This is a genomic window from Streptomyces sp. NEAU-sy36, assembly GCF_013423905.1.
Taxonomy (GTDB): domain Bacteria; phylum Actinomycetota; class Actinomycetes; order Streptomycetales; family Streptomycetaceae; genus Streptomyces; species Streptomyces misionensis.
Genome location: NZ_CP058977.1, coordinates 1,952,077 through 1,974,673 on the forward strand (window position 1 = coordinate 1,952,077; position 22,597 = coordinate 1,974,673).

Genomic DNA, 22,597 nt, shown 5'->3' on the forward strand with positions numbered 1-22,597 from the left:
GTTCTCGCGTCTCCTCAATGATCTTCGGGCCGCCGGATGCCGGCCGACTACGAGGTTATACGCCCTGGCTGACAGAACTCATGTTGAATTCGGGGACCCGCAGCGGGGGCATCGCGGCCCTGGTGAACCAGTCGCCCCACTCGCGCGGCAGCGTCTTCTCCGTACGCCCCGCCTCGGTGGCCCGGCGCAGCACGTCCACCGGCGACTCGTTGAACCGGAAATTGTTCACCTGGCCGGTCACCTCCCCGTTCTCCACGAGGTAGACGCCGTCCCGGGTCAGACCGGTGAGCAGCAGCGTCGCCGGGTCGACCTCGCGGATGTACCACAGGCAGGTCAGCAGCAGCCCGCGTTCGGTGGCTGCGACCATCTCGTCCAGCGAGCGGTCGTTGCCGCCGTCCAGGATGAGGTTGCCCGGCGCCGGCGCGACCGGCAGCCCGGTCAGGGCGGCGCTGTGCCGGGTGGTCGTCAGCCGCCGCAGGACGCCCTCGCGGATCCAGTCGGTGGCCGGGGCCGGCAACCCGTTGTCGAACACCGACCGGTCGCCGCCGGAGGAGTGGGCCACCACGAAGGGCGCGCACTCCAGGCCGGGCTCGTGCGGGTCGCCGCGCAGCGTGAGCGGCAGCTCGGCGAACCGCTCGCCGATCCGGGTGCCGCCGCCGGGCCTGGAGAACACCGTGCGGCCCTCGGTCGCGTCCCGGCCCGACGCCGACCACATCTCGTAGATCAGCAGGTCCGCCACCGCGGTCGGCGGCAGCAGCGTCTCGTAGCGGCCCGCGGGCAGCTCCACGCGCCGCTCGGCCCAGCCCAGCCGCACCGCCAGCTCGGCGTCGAGCGCCGCCGGGTCGACGTCCTTGAAGTCCCGGGTGGACCGCCCGGCCCAGGCCGAGCGGGTGCGGTCGGGCGACTTGGCGTTCAGCTCCAGGGTGCCGGCCGGCTGGTCGTGCCGCAGCCGCAGCCCGGTGGAGGTGCCCAGGTACGTCGAGACCAGCTCGTGGTTGGCGAAGCCGTACAGCTCCCGGCCGCCGGCCCGGGCGCGGGCGAAGGCCTCGCCGAGCGCCGGGGCGAAGTCGGCGAACACGGCGGAGGAGGTCTCGGCCGGCGGGTCCGTGAAGTCGGGCGCCGCCGGCACGCCGGTGACCAGCGGGCGGGCGTCCTCGGCGGGCCCGGCCCCGCGCGCGGCCGCCTCGGCGGCCCGCACCAGCGGCTCCAGCTCCTCGGCGGTCACCGCGGAGCGCGAGACGACACCGGAGGCGGTGCCCTCCTTGCCGTCCACGGTGGCGATCACGGTGAGCGTACGGCCGCGGGTCACCCCGTTCGTGGTGAGCGCGTTGCCCGCCCAGCGCAGGTTGGCGGTGGAGTGCTCGTCGGCGATGACGACGCACCCGTCAGCCCGGGACAGCGCAAGGGCCCGCTCGACGGTCTCGTGCGGCTTGTCGGTACGGGGGCTCATCGGCCGGCCTCCTGAGTGGTGTTGAGGATGTTGACGCCCCGGAACAGGGCGGAGGGGCACCCGTGCGACACGGCGGCCACCTGCCCCGGCTGGGCCTTGCCGCAGTTGAAGGCGCCGCCCAGGACGTAGGTCCCCGGGCCGCCGACCGCCGCCATCGACCCCCAGAAGTCGGTGGTCGTGGCCTGGTAGGCGACGTCCTTCAGCTGCCCGGTGAGCCGCCCGTTCTCGATCCGGAAGAACCGCTGACCGGTGAACTGGAAGTTGTACCGCTGCATGTCGATCGACCACGACCGGTCCCCGACCACGTAGATGCCCCGGTCGACGCCCCCGATCAGGTCCTCGGTGGACAGCCCGGCCGGATCGGGCCGCAGCGACACGTTGGCCATGCGCTGCACCGGCACATGGGCGGGGGAGTCGGCGTACGCGCACCCGTTGGACCGCTCGAACCCGGTCAGCCGGGCGATCCTGCGGTCCAGCTGGTAGCCGACCAGCGTGCCGTCCTTCACCAGGTCCCAGGACTGCGCCTCGACGCCCTCGTCGTCGTACCCGATGGTCGCCAGGCCGTGTTCCGCGGTGCGGTCGCCGGTGACGTTCATCAGCTCGGAGCCGTACCGCAGCTTGCCCAGCTGGTCGAAGGTGGCGAAGGAGGTGCCGGCGTAGGCGGCCTCGTAGCCCAGCGCCCGGTCCAGCTCGGTGGCATGCCCGATGGACTCGTGGATGGTCAGCCACAGGTTGGAGGGGTCGATCACCAGGTCGTACAGGCCCGGCTCCACGCTCGGCGCGCGCATCTTCTCGGCGAGCAGCTCCGGGATCCGCGCCAGCTCGTCGTCCCAGTCCCAGCCGGTGCCGGTCAGGTATTCCCAGCCGCGCCCGGCCGGCGGCGCGAGGGTGCGCATCGAGTCGAACTCGCCGCTGGAGCCGTCCACCGACACGGCGGTCAGCTCCGGATGCAGCCGCACCCGCTGCTGGGTCGTCACGGTCCCGGCCGTGTCGGCGTAGAACTTGTTCTCGTGCACGGTGTGCAGGCTCGCGTCCACGTGGTCGACGCCGTCGGCCGCGAGCAGCCGGGCGCTCCACTCGGCCAGCAGCGCCGCCTTCTCCTCGGCCGGCACCGAGAAGGGATCGATCTCGTACGACGACACCCAGGTCCGGTCCGCGTGCACCGGCTCGTCGGCCAGCTCCACCCGCTCCTTTGCCCCGGCGGCCTTGATGACCTGCGCGGACAGCTTGGCCATGGCCACCGCCTGGGAGGCGACCCGGGCCGCCGCGTCCATGGTCAGATCGACCCCGGAGGCGAACCCCCACGTGCCGCCGTGCACGACCCGGACCGCGTACCCGAGGTCGGTGGTGTCCGAGGACCCCGCGAGCCGGGCGTCCCGCAGCCGCAGGGTCGCGTCGCGCACCCGCTCGAACCGGAAGTCCGCGTGCTCGGCCCCGAGCGCCCGCGCGCGGGCGAGCGCGGCGTCGGCGAGGGACCTGAGCGGAAGCGCCGTGAAGGCTTCGTCGATGGAATGGGGCACGGAGGTCTCCCTGCTGTCGTGGCCTGTCGGCTCCGATCATGGCGCGCGGGCGGGGCGACGGACCACACCCTTTCGGGTCGGGAGCGGTCCGATCTGTAGGGACCCGACAGTGACGGTCCCGCGCCACTGTCGGTGCCCGATTGCCCGCGGGCGCGCCCGGACCGATAGGTTTCCGATGAAGCCGCCTGTCATCCAGGTGTTCGGGCGGGTTGTCGGATCTCTGCAGACCGCTATCGAAAGGGTGATCCGTTGAGCCGCTCGGTTCTCGTCACCGGAGGCAACCGGGGCATCGGCCTCGCCATCGCCCGCGCTTTCGCCGACGCCGGCGACAAGGTCGCCATCACGTACCGCTCGGGTGAGCCGCCGGCCGGCTTCCTCGCCGTCAAGTGCGACATCACCGACGCCGAGCAGGTGGAGCAGGCCTACAAGGAGATCGAGGACCAGCACGGTCCCGTCGAGGTGCTGGTCGCCAACGCCGGCATCACCAAGGACCAGCTCCTGATGCGCATGTCCGAGGAGGACTTCACCTCGGTCGTCGACACCAACCTCACCGGCACCTTCCGCGTCGTCAAGCGCGCCAACCGCGGCATGCTGCGCGCCAAGAAGGGCCGCGTGGTCCTGATCTCCTCCGTGGTCGGGCTGCTCGGCTCGGCGGGCCAGGCCAACTACGCCGCCTCCAAGGCCGCGATGGTCGGCTTCGCGCGCTCCCTCGCCCGTGAGCTGGGCTCGCGCAACATCACCTTCAACGTCGTCGCCCCCGGCTTCGTCGACACCGACATGACCAAGGTGCTCAGCGACGAGCAGCGCCAGGGCATCGTGTCCCAGGTGCCGCTCGGCCGGTACGCGCAGCCGGAGGAGATCGCCGCGGCGGTGCGGTTCCTCGCGTCGGACGACGCCTCGTACATCACTGGAGCCGTCATCCCCGTTGACGGCGGACTGGGAATGGGTCACTGATCACCATGAGCGGAATTCTCGAGGGCAAGCGCGTCCTGATCACCGGTGTGCTGATGGAGTCCTCCATCGCCTTCCACGCCGCCAAGCAGGCCCAGGAGCAGGGCGCCGAGATCATCCTGACCGCCTTCCCGCGGCCCACGCTGACCGAGCGCATCGCCAAGAAGCTGCCGAAGCCCACCAAGGTCATCGAGCTGGACGTGACCAACGAGGAGCACCTCGGGCGGCTGGCCGACCTGGTCGGCGAGGAGCTGGGCGGTCTCGACGGCGTCGTGCACTCCATCGGCTTCGCCCCGCAGGACGCGCTCGGCGGCAACTTCCTCAACACGCCGTTCGAGTCGGTGGCCACCGCCATGCACGTCTCGGCGTTCTCCCTGAAGTCGCTGACCATGGCCTGCCTGCCGCTGATGCAGAACGGCGGCTCGGTCGTCGGCCTCACCTTCGACGCCCAGTACGCCTGGCCGCAGTACGACTGGATGGGCCCGGCCAAGGCCGCCCTGGAGGCCACCAACCGCTACATGGCGCGCGACCTCGGCAAGCAGAACATCCGCTGCAACCTGATCTCGGCGGGCCCGATCGGCTCGATGGCCGCCAAGTCCATCCCCGGTTTCGGCGAGCTGGCCTCCGTGTGGGACAGCCGCTCCCCGCTGGAGTGGGACCTGAAGGACCCGGAGCCGGCCGGCAAGGGCATCGTCGCCCTGCTGAGCGACTGGTTCCCGAAGACCACGGGCGAGATCATCCACGTGGACGGCGGTCTGCACGCGATCGGCGCCTGAGCCCTCCGCTCGCACCAAGAGGCCCGCACCCCCGCCCGGGGTGCGGGCCTCGCCGTCTTCGGGCCCGGACGCGGGCCTCGCCGGTTTCCGTGCCCGGGGTGCGGGCCTCGCCCGTCTGCGCGTCCGTCACCCGTTCGGCGCACCGGCCGGGCGGGCCGGCGTCCGCGCGGCGCACCCTGGAAGCGCGTCCAGTCCGCGCGTTCCTCCGAGCCCGGCCGAGGAGGTCCCCTTGTGCGCCTGTCCCGGAGCCTGGCACCGCTGACCGTGGCCGTCGCCCTGGTGCTGTCCCTGCCGTACGACGCGGCGCCGCACGCCCCCGCGAGCGGTGGCGGGGCCGGCGCGCCGCAGCCCTTCGGGGCCGCCTGCCGTACGGCGGTCACCGGTTCCCACGTGGTGGCGTACTGCCACAACCCCTATCCCGACACCGACCGGGTACGGCTGCACATCGAGTGCGCCCGCTGGTGGGACATCGACACCGACAGCGCCCCGGTGGACGCCGCGCCGGCGCTGACCGTCCGGCTGACCGGGCGGTGCTGGAAGGAGGTCGGCTCGGCCTGGATCAGCCACCAGAAGGTGCGCTGAGTCGGCCGGTACGGCACTGGAAGGGGTAGCCGGCGGCCTCGCTCGCCGCCGTCTCGGCGTCGCCCGCGCGGATCGCGTCCACCAGGCGGGTGTGGTCCATGTGCGCCTCGGGCGTCAGCTCGGCGCCGACGTCCGCGCGCAGCGCGGCCCGCAGCAGCTCGCCGAGGTCCGCGTACATCGCCGTCATGACCTCGTTGTGGGAGGCGGCGACGACGGCCAGGTGGAAGGTGGCGTCCGCGGTCACGAAGGCCTCCGTCTCGCCGCTCCGCCACGCCTCGTCGCGCCGTGCCAGCAGCGCGTCCAGTTGCTTGAGGTCCTTCTCGGAGCGCCGGGTGGCGGCCAGCTTGGCCGCGGCGGACTCCAGCGTGGAGCGCAGTTCGGCGATGTGCCGCGGGTCCGCGTCGGCGAACCGCAGGTGCATCACACCGGCCAGTTCGCTGGTGGCCACCACATAGGTGCCCGAACCCTGGCGGATGTCCAGCAGTCCGTTGTGGGCGAGCGCGCGCACGGCCTCGCGGACCGTGTTGCGGGCGACGCCCAGCTGCTCGACGAGTTCCGGCTCGGTCGGGATGCGGGAGCCGACCGGCCACTCGCCGGTGGCGATCTGGTTGCGCAGTTCGGCGATCACCTGCTCGGACAGGGCCGAACGGCGCGGGTGGCTCAGGGGCATGGCACACCTTTGCACGAAAGGCCGGGGCGCGCACGCTCCGGGGGTTGCGGAAGGGGACGACGACCCATCATGGACAGCCGTTCATGGACAACCAATCATCCTATGATTCTATGATGGGTCTCATGGCTAGTGAGGAAATCCGCGCAGTGGACACCCGTACGGCGATGTCACCGACCGAACGCGGCACGTCCGCCACGCCGAGCGCCCAGAAGACGCCCCAGAAGCCGGGCGCCCCGCGTCCCTGGGTGATCCGCCTGGTCACGGCGGGCATCGTGCTGTCCGCGCTCAACCTGCGCCCGGCCATCACCAGCCTCGGCGCCCTCCTGGAGGAGGTCCGCGACGGGCTGGGCATGAGCGGCAGCGTGGCCGGGCTGCTCACCTCCGTGCCCCCGCTCTGCTTCGCCGTCTTCGGGGTGACCGCGCCCCGCCTGGCCCGCCGCTTCGGCCCGGCCGCCGTGGTGTGCGCCGGTATGGCCGCCATCTGCGCGGGCCTGCTGATCCGGCCGTACGCCGGGGGCACCGCCGGGTTCCTGGCACTCAGCGCGCTCGCCCTGATGGGCATCGCGGTCAGCAACGTGCTGATGCCGGTCATCGTCAAGCGGTGGTTCCCCGACCGGGTCGGCTCCATGACCGGCCTGTACTCGATGGTCCTCGCCCTCGGCACCTCGGTCCCCGCCGCGGCGACCGTCCCGCTGACCCACGCCATGGGCGGCCGCTGGCAGCTGGGTCTCGCCGTCTGGGCGGCGATCGCCGCGGTGGCCGTGCTGCCGTGGCTGCCGCTGGTACGGCAGGGCCGGGACGGCGCCGAGCAGGCAGGACCCGGGCAGGGGGCCGTTCCGCGGGCGGCCGCCGCGCCGGGGGCGGAGCCGGCGCAGGCCCCGCTGCGGATCACCCGCAGCCGCACCGCCTGGGCGCTCGCCGTCTTCTTCGGTCTCCAGGCCACCGCGGCCTACATCACCATGGGCTGGATGGCGCAGATCTTCCGCGACGCGGGTGTGTCGGCCGGCACCGCGGGCCTGCTGCTCGCCGTCACCATGGTGATGGGCGTGCCGCTGGCCTTCGTCATCCCGCGGGTCGCCACCCGGCTGCCCCACCAGGGCCCGATCGTGCTGGTCCTGGGCGTGTGCGGGCTCGCCGGATATGCCGGCCTGTACCTCGCCCCGGCCGGCGGGGCCTGGGCCTGGGCGCTGCTGCTCGGCATCGCCAACTGCGCCTTCCCGCTCGCGCTGACGATGGTCGGCATGCGCGCCCGCAGCGGTGCGGGGGTGGCCCAGCTGTCCGCGTTCGCGCAGAGCACCGGCTATCTGATCTCCATCCCCGGGCCGCTGCTGGTCGGCGTGCTCTACCAGCACAGCGGCGGCTGGGGACTGCCGATCGCCCTCATGGCGGCGCTGATGGTGCCCCAGATGGTGGTGGGCTTCCTCGCCGGACGCGACCGCACCGTGGAGGAGGAGGCCGCCGCGCGCTGACCCCCGCGCACGGAGACCGGGGGAGAGGTGCGAGACTGGGCGCATGCAGCCTGTGCTCGACCCGAACCCCCGCAACGGTCAGAAGAAGATGCTGCTCGTCTTCGGCTCCTTCTTCGCGATCTTCGTCCTCATCGCCATCGTCGCGACCGTCGCGTCCCCGTGACGCCGATCGCCCCGTGACGCCGCCCGCCCCGGGCCCTTCCACCACGGCTTTCCCGGCGGATGGTGGGGCTGGCCCCCCTGTCCCCTAGGGGGCAGGGCTCAGGGGTAACTGGGTGGAAAACCTGATGGGTTGGCGGCCATGGATTCCGTACCTTCGAGTGGTGACCGCACCGCGCGGTCACCGAACCGCTCGAAGGACCTCGGAGGCGATCATGTCCGCCCGCACCCACCACCGGACCCACCCGGCGACCACGGGCGGCGCCGACATACGGCTGCCCTGGTGGGCCCTCGCGCTGCCTGCGCTCGCCTTCGTCTTCCTGTTCCTGCTGATACTCAGCCCGTCCGACGCGCGCGCGGCCGGCTCCGACCCGGCCATACCCCGGCTCGTCGAGCACGCGCAGCAGCTGCTCGGACACTGACCGAGACCTGCCGTGCGCGGCTGGTTCGCGTGTCAACTCCCTGCGCCCCGTGGCCTGTTTCATGCGAAGCTGGGACGCATGAGCGTCGCAGAACCCCGCAGGATCGCCCTTTTCCGGCATGCGAAAGCCGACTGGCCCCAGGTGTCCGACCATGAGCGCCCGCTCGCCGAGCGGGGCCGCAAGGACGCGGCGGTCGCCGGACGCAAGCTGACCGACTCCGGCCTCACCTTCGACCTTGCCCTGTGCTCCACCGCGACCCGGACCCGCGAGACCTGGAAGCTCGCCGTCCACGAGCTGGCGCACCGGCCGAAGACCGTCTACGAGGAGCGGATCTACGAGGCCTCGCCCGGCGAGCTGATCGCCCTGCTCAACGAGGTCCCGGACGAGGTGGCGACGGTGATCCTGATCGGCCACAACCCGGGAGTGCACGGCCTCGCCGAGATCCTGTCCGGCTCGGCCGACGACGAGGCCCGCGAGCGGATGAACCGGCGGGGCTTCCCCGCCGCCGCCTTCGCCCTGCTGTCCTTCGAGGGTCCCTGGAAGAGCCTGGAGCCGGGGGCGGCCAGGCTGACCGGCTACTGGGCGCCCTCGGAGTGACCCGGAACCGGCGGCAGGGGCCCGGCACCGGCCGGACCCCTGACGTACGGCGGTGGGGCGGCGGGGCTCAGTCCTCGGCGTGGGTGTCGGCCGCCTCGACCTCTTCCCGGGTGATGCCGAGGAGGTAGAGAACCGTGTCGAGGAAGGGGAAGTTCACCGCGGTGTGCGCCGCCTGGCGGACCACGGGCTTGGCGTTGAAGGCGACCCCCAGTCCGGCCGCGTTCAGCATGTCCAGGTCGTTGGCGCCGTCGCCGATCGCCACCGTCTGCGCCAGCGGCACCCCCGCCTCCGCGGCGAACCGGCGCAGCAGCCGCGCCTTGCCCGCGCGGTCCACGATCTCCCCGGTGACCCGGCCGGTCAGCTTGCCGTCCACGATCTCCAGCGTGTTCGCCTGGGCGAAGTCGAGGCCGAGCCGCTCCCGCAGATCGTCGGTGACCTGGGTGAAGCCGCCGGAGACCACCCCGACCTGGTAGCCCAGCCGCTTCAGGGTGCGGATCAGGGTGCGGGCGCCCGGGGTCAGCCGGACCTCGTTGCGCACCTTCTCCACCACCGAGGCGTCGAGACCCGCCAGCAGCGCGACGCGCGCGTGCAGGGACTGCTCGAAGTCCAGCTCACCGCGCATCGCCGCCGCGGTCACCTCGGCGACCTTGTCCTCGCAGCCCGCGTGTGCGGCGAAGAGCTCGATGACCTCGTCCTGGATCAGGGTGGAGTCCACGTCCATCACGACCAGGCGCTGCGCGCGTCGGTGCAGGCCCGCCGCGACCACGGCGATGTCCACACCCAGGGCCGCGGCGTCCTGCGCCAGCGCGGTGCGCAGCGGCTCGGTCTCCACGCCGGAGACCGCGAACTCCACGGCGGTCACGGGGTACTTGGCGAGCCGGAAGATGCGGTCGATGTTGCCGCCGACCTTGGCGATGCGGGCGGCGATGGCCGCGGTCGACTCGGCGGTGAGCGGATGGCCGAGAACGGTCACCAGGGAGCGACCGAGGCCGCGCGGGCGGTTGTCGCCGTGTCCCGAGATGATCTCCGCCTGCATCTTCATCGACTCGGCCCAGCTGTGCACGGTGGCCCGCAGATCGCCCTCGATCCCGGCCGGCGGCTGGCTCACCAGCGCGCACAGGACCAGGCGTCCCCGCGTGACGACCTGCTCGATGTCGACCACGTCGACGGAGTACGCGGCAAGGGTGTCGAAGAGCCCGGCCGTGATGCCCGGCCGGTCCTTGCCGAAGATCTTGACGAGGAGAGTGGGGACCTCGGGGGTCTGCGCAGCATCCATGGTCCTCCCACCGTATCCGGCGCCCCGTGCCGCCCGCCCGCGAGGTCCGCCTGACGGACACGGAACAATAGGTGGCGAGGGGGCGTCCGGGACGTTGCGGACGGGAGGCCGCGAACCCCCAACTCCGCGCCGCCGTCCCCGGCGAGAGGCGGAGCGGACGTGGGCGCTCCGGGCAAGCCCGGGTTTCGGTCAGGGGGGCGGGCCTGAAATAGTTCCCCACGATGTTCGACATCCCTAGACTCCCCGCGATGGGGGCAATTCGGGGGACAACTCAGTGGGGCATGGAGTGCCGGAACTCGTACTGGAAACAAACGGACGTACCTGGACGCTCGATCCGTCCAGGCATTACACCCTGGGCAGGGATCCGCAGGGTGACATCGTCTTCGAAGACGCCAGGGTCTCCTGGCGGCACGCCACGGTCAGCTTCGACGGCCGCAGTTGGGTCGTCGAGGACCACGGCAGCACCAACGGCACGTATCTGCGGGGGCAGCGGATCCAGCGGTCCGAGATAGGCCCGGGCGTCTCGCTGCACCTCGGCAACGCGACCGACGGGCCGCGGCTGGATCTCGCCGGTGCCGCGATCGCCGCCGGCCTGCCGCAGCAGCCGCAGGCGCAGCAGGCGCCGTACGCCCAGGGCGCGGGCGCCGCGGCCTGGGCCCAGCAGCCCGCCGCGCCCGCCCACCAGGCGCCCGCCCAGGCCGTGCCCCACCAGGCACCCGCCCAGGCCGTGCCCCACCAGGCGCCCGCCCAGGCCGTGCCCCACCAGGCACCCGCCCAGGCCGTGCCCCACCAGGCGCCCGCCGCCCAGGTCCCGGGCCCCGGCTGGCAGCAGGCACCGCAGGCCGGCCCCTTCCCGCAGCAGCAGGCCGGACCCGGTGCCGCCCACACGAGGCCGGCGTCCGGGCCGGTGCACGGGGACCGCAGCCCGACCACGTTCCACCAGTTCTCGCTCGGCCGCGTGATGCGCATCGGCCGTGCCCTGGAGAACGAGCTGGTCGTCTCGGACCTCCAGGTGTCCCGGCACCACGCGGAGTTCCACTCGACGCCCGACGGCCGCTTCGAGATCCGCGACCTCGGCTCGCACAACGGCACGTACGTCAACGGTCACCCGGTGCCCAAGGGCGGCTCGGTACAGCTCGGCCCGGCCGACATCGTCGGCGTGGGCCACTCCACCTTCCGGATCGTCGGCGACCGCCTTGAGGAGTTCGTCGACACCGGTGAGGTCTCCTTCTCCGCGCGCCACCTGACCGTGACGGTCGACGGCGGCAAGCAGATCCTGAAGGACGTCTCCTTCGGTGTCCCGGAGAAGTCCCTGGTCGCGGTCATCGGACCGTCCGGCTCCGGCAAGTCCACGCTGCTCAAGGCGCTCACCGGCTACCGGCCCGCCAACCAGGGCGAGGTGCTGTACGACAACCGGAACCTGTACAAGCAGTTCGCCGAGCTGCGCCAGCGCATCGGCCTGGTCCCGCAGGACGACATCCTGCACAAGGAGCTGAGCGTCCGGAAGGCCCTGAAGTACGCGGCCAAGCTGCGCTTCCCGGCCGACACCACCGCGCAGGAGCGCGACGCGCGCATCGACGAGGTGCTGCGCGAGCTGAAGCTCGACATCCACAAGGACAAGAAGGTCACCTCCCTGTCCGGCGGTCAGCGCAAGCGCGTCTCGGTCGCCCTGGAGCTGCTGACCAAGCCGTCGCTGATCTTCCTGGACGAGCCGACCTCGGGCCTGGACCCGGGCATGGACCGCGATGTCATGCAGCTGCTGCGCGGTCTCGCCGACGACGGCCGGACCGTGCTCGTCGTCACCCACTCGGTGGCCGAGCTGGCGTTGTGCGACAAGCTGCTGGTGATGGCGCCGGGCGGCGCGGTGGCGTACTTCGGGCCGCCGGAGGAGGCGCTGAACTTCTTCGGCTACGACAGCTGGGCCGATGTGTTCTCCGCCTTCGAGAACTACCGCGACTACGACTGGGCGGGCCGCTGGAAGGGCTCGCAGCACTACACGATGTACGCGGCGGACATCGACGCCGTGGCCCCGCAGGCCGCGCACACGCCGCCGCAGGTCATCAAGCCGCCGAAGCCGCAGGCCTGGGGCTCGCAGCTGCTCACCCTCATCCGGCGCTATGTGTCGGTCATCGTCTCCGACAAGGGCTTCCTGGCGCTGACGGTGATCCTGCCCGCGGTGCTCGGCTCGGTCAGCCTGCTGATCAACCACGACCACGGGCTGCTGGTCAACCCGAAGATCGACCCGCGCACCGGCTTGCACGCCCCCAACGGCACCGCCACCACCGTGCTGCTGATCCTCGCGGTCGGCGCGTGCTTCGCGGGCGCCGCGAACTCCGTGCGTGAGCTGATCAAGGAACGGGTGATCTACGAGCGGGAGCGGGCGACCGGCCTGTCCCGGTCGGCCTACCTGATGTCCAAGGTGGTCGTGCTCGGCGCCGTCACCGTGCTCCAGGGCCTGATGGTCGGCCTGATCGGCTTCTCGTCCCGCGAGATCCCGGACCAGGGCGTCGTCCTCGGCGGCTCGACCCTGTTCGAGCTGTGCCTGCCGATCATGGCGCTCGGCTTCACCTCGATGATGGTCGGCCTGGTGATCTCCTCGCTGGTGAAGACCGCCGAGAAGACCATGCCGCTGCTGGTGATGTTCGCGATCATCCAGGTCGTCTTCACCGGCTGCCTGTTCACCCTGCACGGCACGCTCGGCGTCAACGAGTTCTCGTACCTGATGCCCTCGCGCTGGGCGGTGGCCGCGGCCGGCGCCACGCTCGACTTCAACGACATCGCCCCGAACAGCGACGACCCGGGCAGCACCGACCCGCTGTGGAACCACACCGCCTCGGCCTGGGGCCTGGACATGATCGTGCTGGTCGCGCTCGGTGTGATCTGCGGCTTCTTCGTCTCCCGCTTCCTGCGCCGCCACGAACCCGAGGTCATGCGCAAGTAGCCCCCGGTACGTCGAGAAGGGCGGCACCCCGCAACGGGGTGCCGCCCTTCGGCGTTCGTCAGAGGTCCGCGCCGACCTCAGTACGCGCTGTTGACGTTGTCCATGGAGCCGTAGCGGTGGGCCGCGTAGTTGCAGGCGGCGGTGATGTTGGCGACCGGGTCGTAGATGTTCCACGAGGTGCCGGGCACGTGGTACGTGTTGAAGGTGGGCTGGATCACCTGGAGCAGGCCCTTGGACGGGATGCCGTTGCGGGCGTTGATGTCCCAGTTGTTGATGGCCATCGGGTTGCCCGAGGACTCCCGCATGATGTTGCGGTGCAGGCCGCTGTAGCTGCCCGGGATGCCCTTGGCGCGCATGATGTCCAGGGACTGGCGGATCCAGCCGTCGAGGTTGTTCGCGTAGGTCTTCGCGGCGACGGTCTGCATCTGCGGGCGCTGCGCGGAACGGCCCGCGGCCTGCTTGGCGGAGCGCTCCTGGGCGGCCTTCTTGGCGGCGGCGTCGGCGGCGGCCTTCTTCGCGGCGGCCTCGGCGCGCTGCTTGGCGACGAGCTGGTCGGCGGCCTTCTTCTGCGCGGCGATCGCGTCGAGCTTGATGTTCTGCGTGCCGGCCCGGTCGGTGATCGGACCCTTGACGCTCGTCAGCGGGGCGTCCTGGGTGGCGACCTTGGCGACCTGGGCGGCGGTGGCGGGGGAACCGGTGGTGACGGTGTCCGCGTTGCCGGGGACGGCCGACAGGGCGATGGCGGCGGTGCCGAGAGCGGCGACACCGGCGACGGCGATCTTGTGCTGCTTGGTCAGGTTCCGACTATGAGCACGACTGAGGATGTTCTTGGGCATAGCTGTGGACCTCTTCGATAGCGCGGAGGTCGCTCCTGCGTCCGCCGGGGGAATCGGTTCCTCCCGCACAAAAGCCGCGGGCTGGACCCACGGCGCTGAGCGACGGAAGCAATTCTTAGCGGGCGCAAAATGCCCTGGCAAAGGTGTGACGTACGATCCTGGGTAGTGGATCAGGGAAGGGCAAAACGGGACAGATTGGACCATCTGTCCCGTTCGTGCGGGGGTGTTTATCTCCTATGCGCTTTCGTACGTGATGTGGGCCCTATGTGCGGGCTCACAGCGGGGGCAGAGCGTTCTCACCGTTAGTTGCCATCGCAACGCGTGCTGTGAGTGTCCTCCTCCGGAAGGAGGAGATGGAGGTCCCCGAACTCGTGCCACAGGTAGGGCCCTCGCAGCGCCTCCTCGTAGGCCCGGTCCACCGCGGCCCGACCGGCGATCGCCCGCAGCATCAGCAGGTGCGAGGCCTCCGGCTCGTGCAGCCCGGTCAGCAACCCGTCCACCACCCGCACCCCGCGCTCGGGCGTGACCACGAGATCCGTCCACCCCCCGGCCGCCCGTACCACCCCGTCCGGCCCCGCGGCCGACTCCAGCGCCCGCACGGCCGTCGTCCCCACCGCGAGCACCCGGCCCTCCCCGGCCGCCACCGCGTTCACCAGCCGCGCCGACGACTCCGGCACCGAGAAACGCTCCGGGTACGGCGGCTCGTGCGCCTCCGCCGACGCCACCCCCGTGTGCAGCGTGACCCGCGCGAACCCCACCCCCCTGCGCACCAGCTCCGCCACCAGCCGCGCGGTGAAGGGCCGCGCCGCGCTCGGCATCTCCGCGCTGCCCGCACCGTCCGGCGACGGCAGCGCGAACAGCGTCTGGTACGCCGACAACGGCTGGTCCCGCTCCGTGTAGGAGTAACGGATGGGCCGCCCGTGCTCCCGCAGCAGCTCCAGCACCCGGCCACCCACGGCCCGCGCCCACCACAGCCGATCCCCGCGCGCGCTCACCGGCTCCTCGACCACCAGCCGCGCTCCGTCCGCCAGCGCCACCTCCATCCCCGCACGCGTGCCCGTACGCGCGCGCGTGGTTCCCCTTCCATCCGGCTCCCGCAGTTCCACCGCCCAGCGCCCGTCGTCCCCGCGGGTGGAGAAGTGCACCACCACCCGGCCCGGCCCGAGCCGCCCGTCCACCGCCGCGGCCAGCGTCGGGGAGGTGTTCACCACCAGCAGGTCCCCGGCCCGCAACAGCGACGGCAGCTCCCGGAACGCGTGGTGCGCGACCCGTGTCCCCCGCGACACCAGCAGCCGTACGTCGTCCCGGTCCAGCCCCGGCCCCCGCTGCTCGGCCGGCACCTCCGCCGAGCGCTCCCGCGGGACCCGTACGACCGTGCTCATCGGCCCGCCACCAGCGCCTGCGCCGCGTACCGCCCGCTGGCCGGCCGCTCCGCCAGCAGCCGCAGGAACCCGGGCACGACGGCGGCGGGCGCCACACCCAGGTCCTCCTCGCCCGGCACGGCCGCCGCGTGCAGCTCGGTCGCCATGTCCCCGGGGTCCACCGCCCACACCCGCAGGCCCGGCTCCTCCACGGCCAGCACCGCCGCCAGCTGTTCCAGGGCCGCCTTGGAGGCGCCGTAACCGCCCCAGGTCTCGTACGCCTCCGTCGCCGCGTCCGAGCCCACCGCGATCACCGTGCCGGCCGCCGACGCCCGCAGCAGCGGCAGCGCCTCCTGGACCAGGCCCAGCGCGGCGGTCACATTGACCTCCAGTGCCCGTCGCAGCCCCGTCAGCGGCAGCTCCGCCAGCCGCACCAGCGGCTCGGCGCCGAGCGCGCTCGCGTTGTTCACCAGCAGATCGACCCCGCCCAGCTCCCGGGCGGCGGCCACCAGCGCGGCCCGGTGCCCGGCGTCCGTCACGTCCCCGGGCAGCGCCACCACCCGGGTGCCGTGCCCGCCGACGGCCGCCTCGGCCTTCCGCAGCGCCGCCGCGCCGCGCGCGTCCAGCACCAGGTCCCAGCCGAGCCCCGCCAGCGCCTCGGCGAGCGCCCGCCCCAGCCCCTTCGAGGCCCCCGTGATGATCCCTACCGGCATGACTACCGTCTCCCCTCGTCGCGGTCCGCCCCCTCGGGCGGCAGGGATCAACCTAGGAACGCACCCCGCGGCACCACCTCGGCCGCGAGCCGCAGAGCCGGCGGTCCCTTCGGCGTACATCACCGGTCCGGGGCCCCGGAGCGCCGGGGCCTGGGCCGTCCGTCCTAGGTCCAGCGGACGGGGCCGGTGCCGCGGTGGGCCGATCCGCCCCGACCGGCCCCGCCGGTACCGTGAGGACATGAGTCACGGCCCCCGGTCCGGCCTCGCCGCGGTGAGTTCCGCGCTGCTGGCCATGAGCAGGCACCTGGAGACGCGCGACGTCCTCAAGACGATCGTCGCCTCCGCCCGCGAGCTGCTCGACGCGCAGTACGCCGCCCTCGGCGTCCCCGACGACCACGGCGGTTTCGCCCAGTTCGTGGTGGACGGCGTCAGCGACGCCCAGTGGAAGGCGATCGGCCCGCTGCCCCGCCAGCACGGCATCCTCGCCGCGATGCTGCACGAGGCCCGCCCCCAGCGCCTCGCCGACGTGCGCCGGGACCCCCGCTTCGAGGGCTGGCCCCAGGCCCACCCCGACCTCGTCGACTTCCTCGGCCTGCCCATCCGCGCCGACGACGAGGTCATCGGCGCGCTGTTCCTCGCCAACAAGAACTGTCCCAAGCCGGACGGCGGCTGCGGCTTCACCGAGCAGGACGAGGAACTGCTCGCCCTGCTCGCCCAGCACGCCGCGATCGCCCTCACCAACGCCCGCCTCTACGAACGCAGCCGCGAACTCACCATCGCCGAGGAACGCTCCCGGCTCGCCCACGAACTGCACGACGCGGTCAGCCAGAAGCTCTTCTCGCTGCGCCTGACCGCCCAGGCGGCCGCCGCCCTCGTCGACCGCGACCCCGCGCGCGCCAAGGGCGAACTCCATCAGGTCGCCGCGCTCGCCGCCGAGGCCGCCGACGAACTGCGCGCCGCCGTCGTGGAGTTGCGGCCCGCGGCTCTGGACGAGGACGGCCTGATCGCCACCCTGCGCACCCAGATCCAGGTCCTCGACCGCGCCCACAGCGCCCGCGTCACGTTCACCGGTGCCGGCTACCGGGCGCTGCCCGCCGCCCAGGAGGAGGCCGTGCTGCGGGTGGCCCAGGAGGCCCTGCACAACGCGCTGCGCCACGCCCACGCCGAGCACGTCGACGTCAGCGTGGAGCGGCGCGGGGGCGGCGCGGTGCTGCGCGTCGCCGACGACGGCGACGGCTTCGACCCGGCCGCGGTGGGCCGCGCCGGACGGCACCTCGGGCTGGTCTCGATGCGCGACCGGGCGAGCGGGGTCGGCGGCACGCTGACCGTGGAATCGGCGCCCGGCAAGGGCACCACGATCGAGATGGAGGTCCCCGGTGGCTGAGCCCATCAAGGTGCTGATCGTCGACGACCACCAGGTCGTCCGCCGGGGTCTGCGCACCTTTCTGGAGGTGCAGGAGGACATAGTCGTCGTCGGCGAGGCGGCCGACGGCGCCGAGGGGGTCGAGCGCGCCGGGGAACTGCGGCCCGACGTCGTCCTCATGGACGTCCGGATGCCGGGCACGGACGGCATCGACGCCCTGCGCCGGCTGCGCGAACTTGCCAACCCCGCACGGGTGTTGATCGTCACCAGCTTCACCGAGCAGCGCACCGTGGTGCCCGCCCTGCGCGCGGGCGCCGCGGGGTACGTCTACAAGGACGTCGATCCCGACGCCCTGGCCGGCGCCATCCGCTCCGTGCACGCCGGGCACATCCTGCTCCAGCCCGAGGTCGCGGGCGCGCTGCTGTCCCAGGAGGAGGCCAACTCCGGTCAGGGCAGGGGCGGCTCGCTCACCGAGCGGGAGCGGGAGGTGCTGGGCCTGATCGCGGACGGCCGTTCCAACCGCGAGATCGCCCGTGCGCTGGTGCTGTCCGAGAAGACCGTCAAGACGCACGTCTCCAACATCCTGATGAAGCTCGACCTCGCCGACCGCACCCAGGCCGCGCTGTGGGCCGTGCGGCACGGGGTGAGCAGCTGAGGCGACCACGGCGCGTCAACCTGACGCCGCGCCGACACTCCCGTCCGGGCTGAGATTCATACCGTCGTGGGAATGTCACCCGGATGGCGCATCCCCCGGCGGTCTCCGCCGTTCTCCAGTGCGTGCCACGGAGAACCGCCGTGGCGAAGCTCAAGAGGGGTTGGAAAGTGAAGAACCTGAAGAAGGCAGCGGCCGTGACGATGGTGGCGGGTGGCCTGGTGGCCGCCGGTGCCGGCCTGGCCTCCGCCAACAGCCAGGCGGCCGGTGCGGCGCAGGGCTCCCCGGGCGTGATCTCGGGCAACACCGTTCAGGCCCCGGTGCACGTCCCGGTGAACGCGGTCGGCGACAGCGTCAGCGTCATCGGCGTGCTGAACCCGGCCTTCGGCAACCTCGGCCTCAACCACTGAGGAACCACCGCGTCGCCGTCGTCTGAGGCACAGGCCCCCCGGTCCAGCGGGGGGCCTTGTCACATCACCGGCCCGTACGAGCCCCGCTCACCCCGGCCCGGCGACACCCAGGGTGCCGGTGCCGCACCGGGCCGGCGGCTCCGCGCAGGACCAGTCGCCCCGGCGCCGCTCGTCGGCCCCCGGCCTCGCCCGGCCCGCCCGGCGGCACGCGGTAGCGGCGTCGGGCCTCCCGCCAGGGGCGGTGGGTTCGCCGCCGGCCCACTTGCGGCGGGCGGGTGCGGGGATGGTTCCGGGGTCGGTGCTTCCGTCCGGCCGGGGTCCCGGGGTTTCGTGCGGCCGACGGCCCAGGGGTGCCGGTGCCGTACCGGGCCGGTGGCTCCGCGCAGGATCAGTCGCCCCGGCGCCGCTCGTCGGCCCCCGGCCTCGCCCGGCCCGCGCCGCCGATCCACCACCTCGGCCCCACGCGGCCGGTCGGCGCACACGACCCCGCCGGCCCCGCACCCCGCGGCTCCGAGTCCGGTCGGACGATCCCCAGCGCGCTGCGTCCCCATTCGCCCCGGCGGGCCGGCCGCTGCCACCCGCGATCCCACACGCCGCGGCAACGCCCCAGAACCTCCCCGTCGGCCCGGCAGCCCCCGGACCCGGTCGGTCGCCGTACGCCGGGTTCGGGCCTCCCGCTGGTCCACATGCGGAGGCACCTCGGCCGCCCCGAACCCGCCCGCTCGTCGCCAACGCAGCCTCCGGCCGCCGCACCCCGGGCGAGTGCCGCCCCTGAGCCCCGGCCGCAGCGCCCCGCGCCGCCCCCGCCAGGTGTTTACGCCGTGCTCCCGGCCCTCCGCCCCCTGCGTGGGTACCGCCGGTTCCCGGGCCCCGGTCGCCGCGCCCCGTGAGCGCCGCTCCCGAGCCCGGCCGCCCGACGTCCACCGTCCCCCCGGCCTCCCCGGGCCCCCTACACCCGGCACTCCCGGCCAAAGCCCCGCAGGGTCACCGCACGCCCCGCTCCCGTTCCTCCACGATCGAGTTGTACGCCGCCACCTGCGCCCGGCGGGCCGTGCGCTCCACCGGGCGCAGGGCCTCGGTGCGGGCGGCGATCTCGGCGGCGGTGACCGCGGCGCCGTGGCCGTTGTCCTCGGCCAGGGAGATCAGGAAGGCGACCCGTTGGGCCAGCTCCAGGACGCGCACCGCGCGCGGCGGATAGCCGGGGGCCAGGACCTCGCGGCCGCGCTCCGCCCGGGCCCGGTACGCGTCGATCGCCGCCTCCGCCACCGGCCCCGACGCGGCGACGTCCAGCCGGGCGAGCACCGCCGTCGCGTCCCGCAGCGCCTCCGCCAGCTCGCGCTCCGCCTCGCCGAGGGAGGGCACGTCCGCGGGCGGGGCCTCCCGCACCGGCAGCACATGCCAGACCACCTCGGCATGGACGTCACCGGCCGGCCCCACCTCGTACGGCTCGGGCACCAGGCCGAACGCCGCGCCGAAGCAGACCACCGCCTCCTCCGCCTCCAGCGCCCGCGCGTTGAACTCCGGCGGCCCGCTGAGCCCCAGCGGATGCCCCGGCGCCGGCAGCGCCACCCGCAGCCCCGTCGTCCCCAGCGCCCGCAGCCGCCCCAGCGCGAGCGTGAGCCCGACCGGAGCGGCCTCCCCGGGCAGCCCCGCCACCCGGTGCACCGTGTCGTCGCCCACAATGGCGAGCGCTGCGTCATCCGGAGAGACAAGTCCGGCCAAAAGGGCATTTCCCCAAGCGGCGAGGCGCCCTGAACGTGGTTCCGTGAGCATGCCCCCACCCTAAGGACCGGACCGATGGAATGGACCGGTGCACTCGTGGCGTAGATTTCATATGGGCTGCGCCCACCGGCGCGGCGGACCGAGCCACAGGCGTACGCGACAGCCGGAACCGGCCACACTGCAAGGGGAGACAACGCGCTCATGAGCGATGTTCTGGAGCTTCAGGACGTATCCGTGGTCCGCGAGGGCCGGGCTCTGGTGGACCAGGTCTCCTGGTCGGTGAAGGAGGGCGAGCGCTGGGTCATCCTCGGCCCCAACGGCGCCGGCAAGACCACCCTCCTGAACGTCGCCTCCAGCTATCTCTACCCCACCAAGGGTTCCGTCACCATCCTCGGTGAAACCCTGGGCAAGCCCGGCACCGACGTCTTCGAGCTGCGCCCCCGCGTCGGCGTGGCCGGCATCGCCCTCGCCGAGAAGCTCCCCAAGCGCCAGACGGTCTTCCAGACGGTCCTCACCGCCGCCTACGGCATGACCGCCGGCTGGCACGAGGAGTACGAGGACGTGGACGAGCAGCGCGCCCGCGCCTTCCTCGACCGCCTCGGCATGAGCGACTACCTCGACCGCCGCTTCGGCACCCTCTCCGAGGGCGAGCGCAAGCGGACCCTCATCGCCCGCGCCCTGATGAGCGATCCCGAGCTGCTGCTCCTGGACGAGCCCGCCGCCGGCCTCGACCTCGGCGGCCGCGAGGACCTCGTGCGCCGCCTGGGCCGGCTCGCCCGCGACCCCATCGCACCCTCGATGATCATGGTGACGCACCACGTCGAGGAGATCGCCCCCGGCTTCACCCACGTCCTGATGATCCGTCAGGGCAAGGTGCTCACCGCCGGCCCGATCGAGCTGGAACTGACCTCCCGCAACCTCTCGCGCTGCTTCGGCCTGCCGCTCGTCGTCGAGCAGGTCGGCGACCGCTGGACCGCCCACGGCCTGCCCCTGTCCTGACCCCGCGCAAACCGGCCCCGCCCCTCAACGCGCCCTGTCCGCGGCCCGAACGGGGCCCTACGATGACCACGTGAACGACATCGACGCATGGGTGTGGTGGCTCGTCGGCGCGGCGGCGCTCGGAATCCCGCTCGTCGTCACCGCCATGCCCGAGTTCGGCATGTTCGCGGTGGGGGCCGTCGCGGCCGCCGTCGCCGCCGGTCTCGGCCTCGGCGTGGTCGGCCAGGTGCTCACGTTCCTCGTCGTCTCCGTCGCCCTCATCGCCGTCGTACGGCCCATCGCGGCCCGGCACGGCCGGCAGAGCCCGCAACTCGCCACCGGTGTGGAGGCGTTGAAGGGCAGACAGGCCGTCGTCCTGGAGCGGGTCGACGGCTCCGGCGGCCGCATCAAGCTCGCCGGGGAGGTCTGGTCGGCGCGCGCCCTGGACTCCGGCCGGGCTTACGAGGCGGGCCAGGAGGTGGACGTCGTGGACATCGAAGGAGCCACCGCGATCGTCATCTGAGCGATCCTGCCCACGAGTTGGGCCGGGGTCTGTCAGACTCGACGGGCAAGATCCTTTGAACTGCACGAGCAGCACGCACGAGATCGTCCGAAGGCGCCCAGGCGGAGAGGGGTACGGGGAACACGATGGAACCGGTCATCATCGTCCTGATCATTCTGGTGGTGTTGGTCTTCATCGCCCTGATCAAGACCATCCAGGTCATCCCACAGGCCAGCGCGGCCATCGTCGAACGCTTCGGCCGCTACACGCGGACCCTGAACGCGGGCCTGAACATCGTGGTCCCGTTCATCGACACCATCCGCAACCGGATCGACCTGCGTGAACAGGTCGTGCCGTTCCCGCCCCAGCCGGTGATCACCCAGGACAACCTGGTCGTCAACATCGACACCGTCATCTACTACCAGGTGACGGACGCCCGCGCGGCCACCTACGAGGTCGCCAGCTACATCCAGGCGATCGAGCAGCTCACCGTCACCACGCTGCGCAACATCATCGGCGGCATGGACCTGGAGCGCACCCTGACCTCCCGCGAGGAGATCAACGCCGCCCTGCGCGGCGTCCTGGACGAGGCCACCGGCAAGTGGGGCATCCGCGTCAACCGCGTCGAGCTGAAGGCCATCGAGCCCCCGACCTCCATCCAGGACTCGATGGAGAAGCAGATGCGCGCCGACCGTGACAAGCGCGCCGCGATCCTCACCGCCGAGGGCACCCGCCAGGCCGCGATCCTCACGGCCGAGGGCGAGAAGCAGTCCCAGATCCTGCGCGCCGAGGGCGAGGCCAAGGCCGCCGCCCTGCGCGCCGAGGGCGAGGCCCAGGCCGTGCGCACGGTCTTCGAGGCCATCCACGCCGGCGACCCCGACCAGAAGCTCCTGTCGTACCAGTACCTCCAGATGCTCCCGAAGATCGCCGAGGGCGACGCCAACAAGCTCTGGATCGTCCCCAGCGAGATCGGCGACGCCCTCAAGGGCCTGTCCGGCGCCATGGGCAACTTCGGCCCCCTCGGCGGCGGAGGCAACGGCGGCAACGGCAACGGCGGCGCCACCCTCCCGGCCCAGAACAACGGCCCGGCGACGGAACGCCGCGAGAAGCCCAGCATCGACTGAGGACCACCGCACGAACGCCGGCACCCTGCCCGCGCCCCTCACGGACGCGGGCAGGGTGATCGATCAAGCAGGAACGGACGACGGCCGGCCGGGCGGAACCCGCGGCCGCCGGGGAACGTCACG

At 72.7% G+C, this 22,597-nt stretch carries 22 protein-coding genes; 14 read left to right on the forward strand and 8 right to left on the reverse strand.

The features are described 5' to 3' along the window. Positions 1 to 55 precede the first annotated feature (55 nt). Complete coding sequence (locus HZZ00_RS08885) at positions 56 to 1,450, reverse strand: metallopeptidase TldD-related protein (RefSeq protein ID WP_180331691.1); 1,395 nt, start codon at positions 1,448 to 1,450, stop codon at positions 56 to 58. Continuing rightward, entirely contained in the window at positions 1,447 to 2,970 is a 1,524-nt protein-coding gene (locus HZZ00_RS08890) for a TldD/PmbA family protein (RefSeq protein WP_180331692.1), read from the reverse strand. The genes HZZ00_RS08885 and HZZ00_RS08890 overlap by 4 nt, the downstream gene beginning before the upstream one ends. Positions 2,971 to 3,219: 249 nt before the next feature. On the opposite strand from HZZ00_RS08890, the gene fabG reads away from it, so the two are divergent. From fabG to HZZ00_RS08905, 3 genes are all read left to right on the forward strand, one after another. Beyond that, positions 3,220 to 3,924, forward strand: a complete 705-nt coding sequence (gene fabG, locus HZZ00_RS08895; protein ID WP_074991950.1) for a 3-oxoacyl-[acyl-carrier-protein] reductase — start codon at positions 3,220 to 3,222, stop codon at positions 3,922 to 3,924. A 5-nt stretch (positions 3,925 to 3,929) separates the two neighbouring features. Continuing rightward, on the forward strand, positions 3,930 to 4,697 hold the full coding sequence (gene fabI, locus HZZ00_RS08900) for an enoyl-ACP reductase FabI (RefSeq protein ID WP_070025941.1): 768 nt from the start codon (positions 3,930 to 3,932) through the stop codon (positions 4,695 to 4,697). Between the two features lie 231 nt (positions 4,698 to 4,928). Further along, positions 4,929 to 5,279, forward strand: a complete 351-nt coding sequence (locus tag HZZ00_RS08905; RefSeq protein WP_180331693.1) for a hypothetical protein — start codon at positions 4,929 to 4,931, stop codon at positions 5,277 to 5,279. Here HZZ00_RS08905 and HZZ00_RS08910 read toward each other — a convergent pair. Next, positions 5,257 to 5,949, reverse strand: a complete 693-nt coding sequence (locus tag HZZ00_RS08910) for a FadR/GntR family transcriptional regulator (RefSeq protein WP_180331694.1) — start codon at positions 5,947 to 5,949, stop codon at positions 5,257 to 5,259. The genes HZZ00_RS08905 and HZZ00_RS08910 overlap by 23 nt on opposite strands. A gap of 110 nt (positions 5,950 to 6,059) precedes the next feature. Between HZZ00_RS08910 and HZZ00_RS08915 the strand changes: the two genes are divergently transcribed. The 4 genes from HZZ00_RS08915 (at position 6,060) to HZZ00_RS08925 (ending at position 8,596) form a co-directional block, all read left to right on the forward strand. Next, entirely contained in the window at positions 6,060 to 7,418 is a 1,359-nt protein-coding gene (locus tag HZZ00_RS08915) for a CynX/NimT family MFS transporter (protein ID WP_180333435.1), read from the forward strand. Between the two features lie 43 nt (positions 7,419 to 7,461). Continuing rightward, on the forward strand, positions 7,462 to 7,581 hold the full coding sequence (locus HZZ00_RS38245; protein WP_257585720.1) for an SGM_5486 family transporter-associated protein: 120 nt from the start codon (positions 7,462 to 7,464) through the stop codon (positions 7,579 to 7,581). Between the two features lie 211 nt (positions 7,582 to 7,792). After that, positions 7,793 to 7,999: a hypothetical protein gene (locus HZZ00_RS08920; RefSeq protein WP_180331695.1), complete on the forward strand. Its 207-nt coding sequence runs from the start codon at positions 7,793 to 7,795 to the stop codon at positions 7,997 to 7,999. Positions 8,000 to 8,077: 78 nt separating this feature from the next. Beyond that, on the forward strand, positions 8,078 to 8,596 hold the full coding sequence (locus HZZ00_RS08925; RefSeq protein WP_180331696.1) for a histidine phosphatase family protein: 519 nt from the start codon (positions 8,078 to 8,080) through the stop codon (positions 8,594 to 8,596). Positions 8,597 to 8,663: 67 nt separating this feature from the next. On the opposite strand, the gene serB is transcribed toward HZZ00_RS08925, so the two are convergent. Next, on the reverse strand, positions 8,664 to 9,872 hold the full coding sequence (serB, locus tag HZZ00_RS08930; RefSeq protein WP_180331697.1) for a phosphoserine phosphatase SerB: 1,209 nt from the start codon (positions 9,870 to 9,872) through the stop codon (positions 8,664 to 8,666). A 286-nt stretch (positions 9,873 to 10,158) separates the two neighbouring features. On the opposite strand from serB, the gene HZZ00_RS08935 reads away from it, so the two are divergent. After that, on the forward strand, positions 10,159 to 12,813 hold the full coding sequence (locus tag HZZ00_RS08935) for an FHA domain-containing protein (RefSeq protein ID WP_180331698.1): 2,655 nt from the start codon (positions 10,159 to 10,161) through the stop codon (positions 12,811 to 12,813). Between the two features lie 77 nt (positions 12,814 to 12,890). Here HZZ00_RS08935 and HZZ00_RS08940 read toward each other — a convergent pair whose 3' ends face one another. The 3 genes from HZZ00_RS08940 to HZZ00_RS08950 all read right to left on the reverse strand — a co-directional run bounded on the left by HZZ00_RS08940 (position 12,891) and on the right by HZZ00_RS08950 (position 15,723). Continuing rightward, positions 12,891 to 13,649 (reverse strand): transglycosylase SLT domain-containing protein, encoded by a 759-nt coding sequence (locus HZZ00_RS08940; protein WP_074991946.1) that lies wholly within the window; start codon positions 13,647 to 13,649, stop codon positions 12,891 to 12,893. 302 nt (positions 13,650 to 13,951) lie between these two features. Then, on the reverse strand, positions 13,952 to 15,031 hold the full coding sequence (locus HZZ00_RS08945) for an S-adenosylmethionine:tRNA ribosyltransferase-isomerase (RefSeq protein ID WP_180331699.1): 1,080 nt from the start codon (positions 15,029 to 15,031) through the stop codon (positions 13,952 to 13,954). Further along, positions 15,028 to 15,723, reverse strand: coding sequence for an SDR family oxidoreductase (locus tag HZZ00_RS08950; RefSeq protein WP_180331700.1), 696 nt, complete (start codon positions 15,721 to 15,723; stop codon positions 15,028 to 15,030). The genes HZZ00_RS08945 and HZZ00_RS08950 overlap by 4 nt, the downstream gene beginning before the upstream one ends. Before the next feature lie 238 nt (positions 15,724 to 15,961). Between HZZ00_RS08950 and HZZ00_RS08955 the strand changes: the two genes are divergently transcribed. The 3 genes from HZZ00_RS08955 to HZZ00_RS08965 all read left to right on the forward strand — a co-directional run bounded on the left by HZZ00_RS08955 (position 15,962) and on the right by HZZ00_RS08965 (position 18,148). Further along, on the forward strand, positions 15,962 to 17,107 hold the full coding sequence (locus HZZ00_RS08955; RefSeq protein ID WP_180331701.1) for a GAF domain-containing sensor histidine kinase: 1,146 nt from the start codon (positions 15,962 to 15,964) through the stop codon (positions 17,105 to 17,107). Further along, the gene (locus HZZ00_RS08960; RefSeq protein ID WP_070025952.1) at positions 17,100 to 17,741 is read left to right on the forward strand and encodes a response regulator transcription factor; all 642 of its coding nucleotides are present in this window, start codon (positions 17,100 to 17,102) and stop codon (positions 17,739 to 17,741) included. Before HZZ00_RS08955 ends, HZZ00_RS08960 begins: the two co-directional genes overlap by 8 nt. A 167-nt stretch (positions 17,742 to 17,908) precedes the next feature. Then, the gene (locus tag HZZ00_RS08965) at positions 17,909 to 18,148 is read left to right on the forward strand and encodes a chaplin (RefSeq protein ID WP_180331702.1); all 240 of its coding nucleotides are present in this window, start codon (positions 17,909 to 17,911) and stop codon (positions 18,146 to 18,148) included. A 984-nt stretch (positions 18,149 to 19,132) separates the two neighbouring features. On the opposite strand, the gene HZZ00_RS08970 is transcribed toward HZZ00_RS08965, so the two are convergent. Beyond that, a complete protein-coding gene (locus HZZ00_RS08970; RefSeq protein ID WP_180331703.1) occupies positions 19,133 to 19,921 on the reverse strand; it encodes a hypothetical protein in 789 nt (262 codons plus the stop codon). 150 nt (positions 19,922 to 20,071) lie between these two features. Between HZZ00_RS08970 and HZZ00_RS08975 the strand changes: the two genes are divergently transcribed. The 3 genes from HZZ00_RS08975 (at position 20,072) to HZZ00_RS08985 (ending at position 22,474) form a co-directional block, all read left to right on the forward strand. Continuing rightward, the gene (locus HZZ00_RS08975) at positions 20,072 to 20,869 is read left to right on the forward strand and encodes an ABC transporter ATP-binding protein (protein ID WP_180331704.1); all 798 of its coding nucleotides are present in this window, start codon (positions 20,072 to 20,074) and stop codon (positions 20,867 to 20,869) included. Positions 20,870 to 20,939: 70 nt separating this feature from the next. Then, entirely contained in the window at positions 20,940 to 21,371 is a 432-nt protein-coding gene (locus tag HZZ00_RS08980) for an NfeD family protein (protein WP_180331705.1), read from the forward strand. Between the two features lie 125 nt (positions 21,372 to 21,496). After that, positions 21,497 to 22,474 (forward strand): SPFH domain-containing protein, encoded by a 978-nt coding sequence (locus HZZ00_RS08985; RefSeq protein ID WP_180331706.1) that lies wholly within the window; start codon positions 21,497 to 21,499, stop codon positions 22,472 to 22,474. Positions 22,475 to 22,597: the final 123 nt, after the last annotated feature.

Coding starts and splice junctions, on each gene's coding strand:
- HZZ00_RS08885 (WP_180331691.1), bottom strand. CDS start 1,450: ATGAGCCCCCGTACCGACAAGCCGCACGAGACCGTCGAGCGGGCCCTT.
- fabI (WP_070025941.1), top strand. CDS start 3,930: ATGAGCGGAATTCTCGAGGGCAAGCGCGTCCTGATCACCGGTGTGCTG.
- HZZ00_RS08910 (WP_180331694.1), bottom strand. CDS start 5,949: ATGCCCCTGAGCCACCCGCGCCGTTCGGCCCTGTCCGAGCAGGTGATC.
- HZZ00_RS08915 (WP_180333435.1), top strand. CDS start 6,060: ATGATGGGTCTCATGGCTAGTGAGGAAATCCGCGCAGTGGACACCCGT.
- HZZ00_RS38245 (WP_257585720.1), top strand. CDS start 7,462: ATGCAGCCTGTGCTCGACCCGAACCCCCGCAACGGTCAGAAGAAGATG.
- HZZ00_RS08920 (WP_180331695.1), top strand. CDS start 7,793: ATGTCCGCCCGCACCCACCACCGGACCCACCCGGCGACCACGGGCGGC.
- HZZ00_RS08925 (WP_180331696.1), top strand. CDS start 8,078: ATGAGCGTCGCAGAACCCCGCAGGATCGCCCTTTTCCGGCATGCGAAA.
- serB (WP_180331697.1), bottom strand. CDS start 9,872: ATGGATGCTGCGCAGACCCCCGAGGTCCCCACTCTCCTCGTCAAGATC.
- HZZ00_RS08940 (WP_074991946.1), bottom strand. CDS start 13,649: ATGCCCAAGAACATCCTCAGTCGTGCTCATAGTCGGAACCTGACCAAG.
- HZZ00_RS08945 (WP_180331699.1), bottom strand. CDS start 15,031: ATGAGCACGGTCGTACGGGTCCCGCGGGAGCGCTCGGCGGAGGTGCCG.
- HZZ00_RS08950 (WP_180331700.1), bottom strand. CDS start 15,723: ATGCCGGTAGGGATCATCACGGGGGCCTCGAAGGGGCTGGGGCGGGCG.
- HZZ00_RS08955 (WP_180331701.1), top strand. CDS start 15,962: ATGAGTCACGGCCCCCGGTCCGGCCTCGCCGCGGTGAGTTCCGCGCTG.
- HZZ00_RS08970 (WP_180331703.1), bottom strand. CDS start 19,921: ATGCTCACGGAACCACGTTCAGGGCGCCTCGCCGCTTGGGGAAATGCC.
- HZZ00_RS08975 (WP_180331704.1), top strand. CDS start 20,072: ATGAGCGATGTTCTGGAGCTTCAGGACGTATCCGTGGTCCGCGAGGGC.
- HZZ00_RS08985 (WP_180331706.1), top strand. CDS start 21,497: ATGGAACCGGTCATCATCGTCCTGATCATTCTGGTGGTGTTGGTCTTC.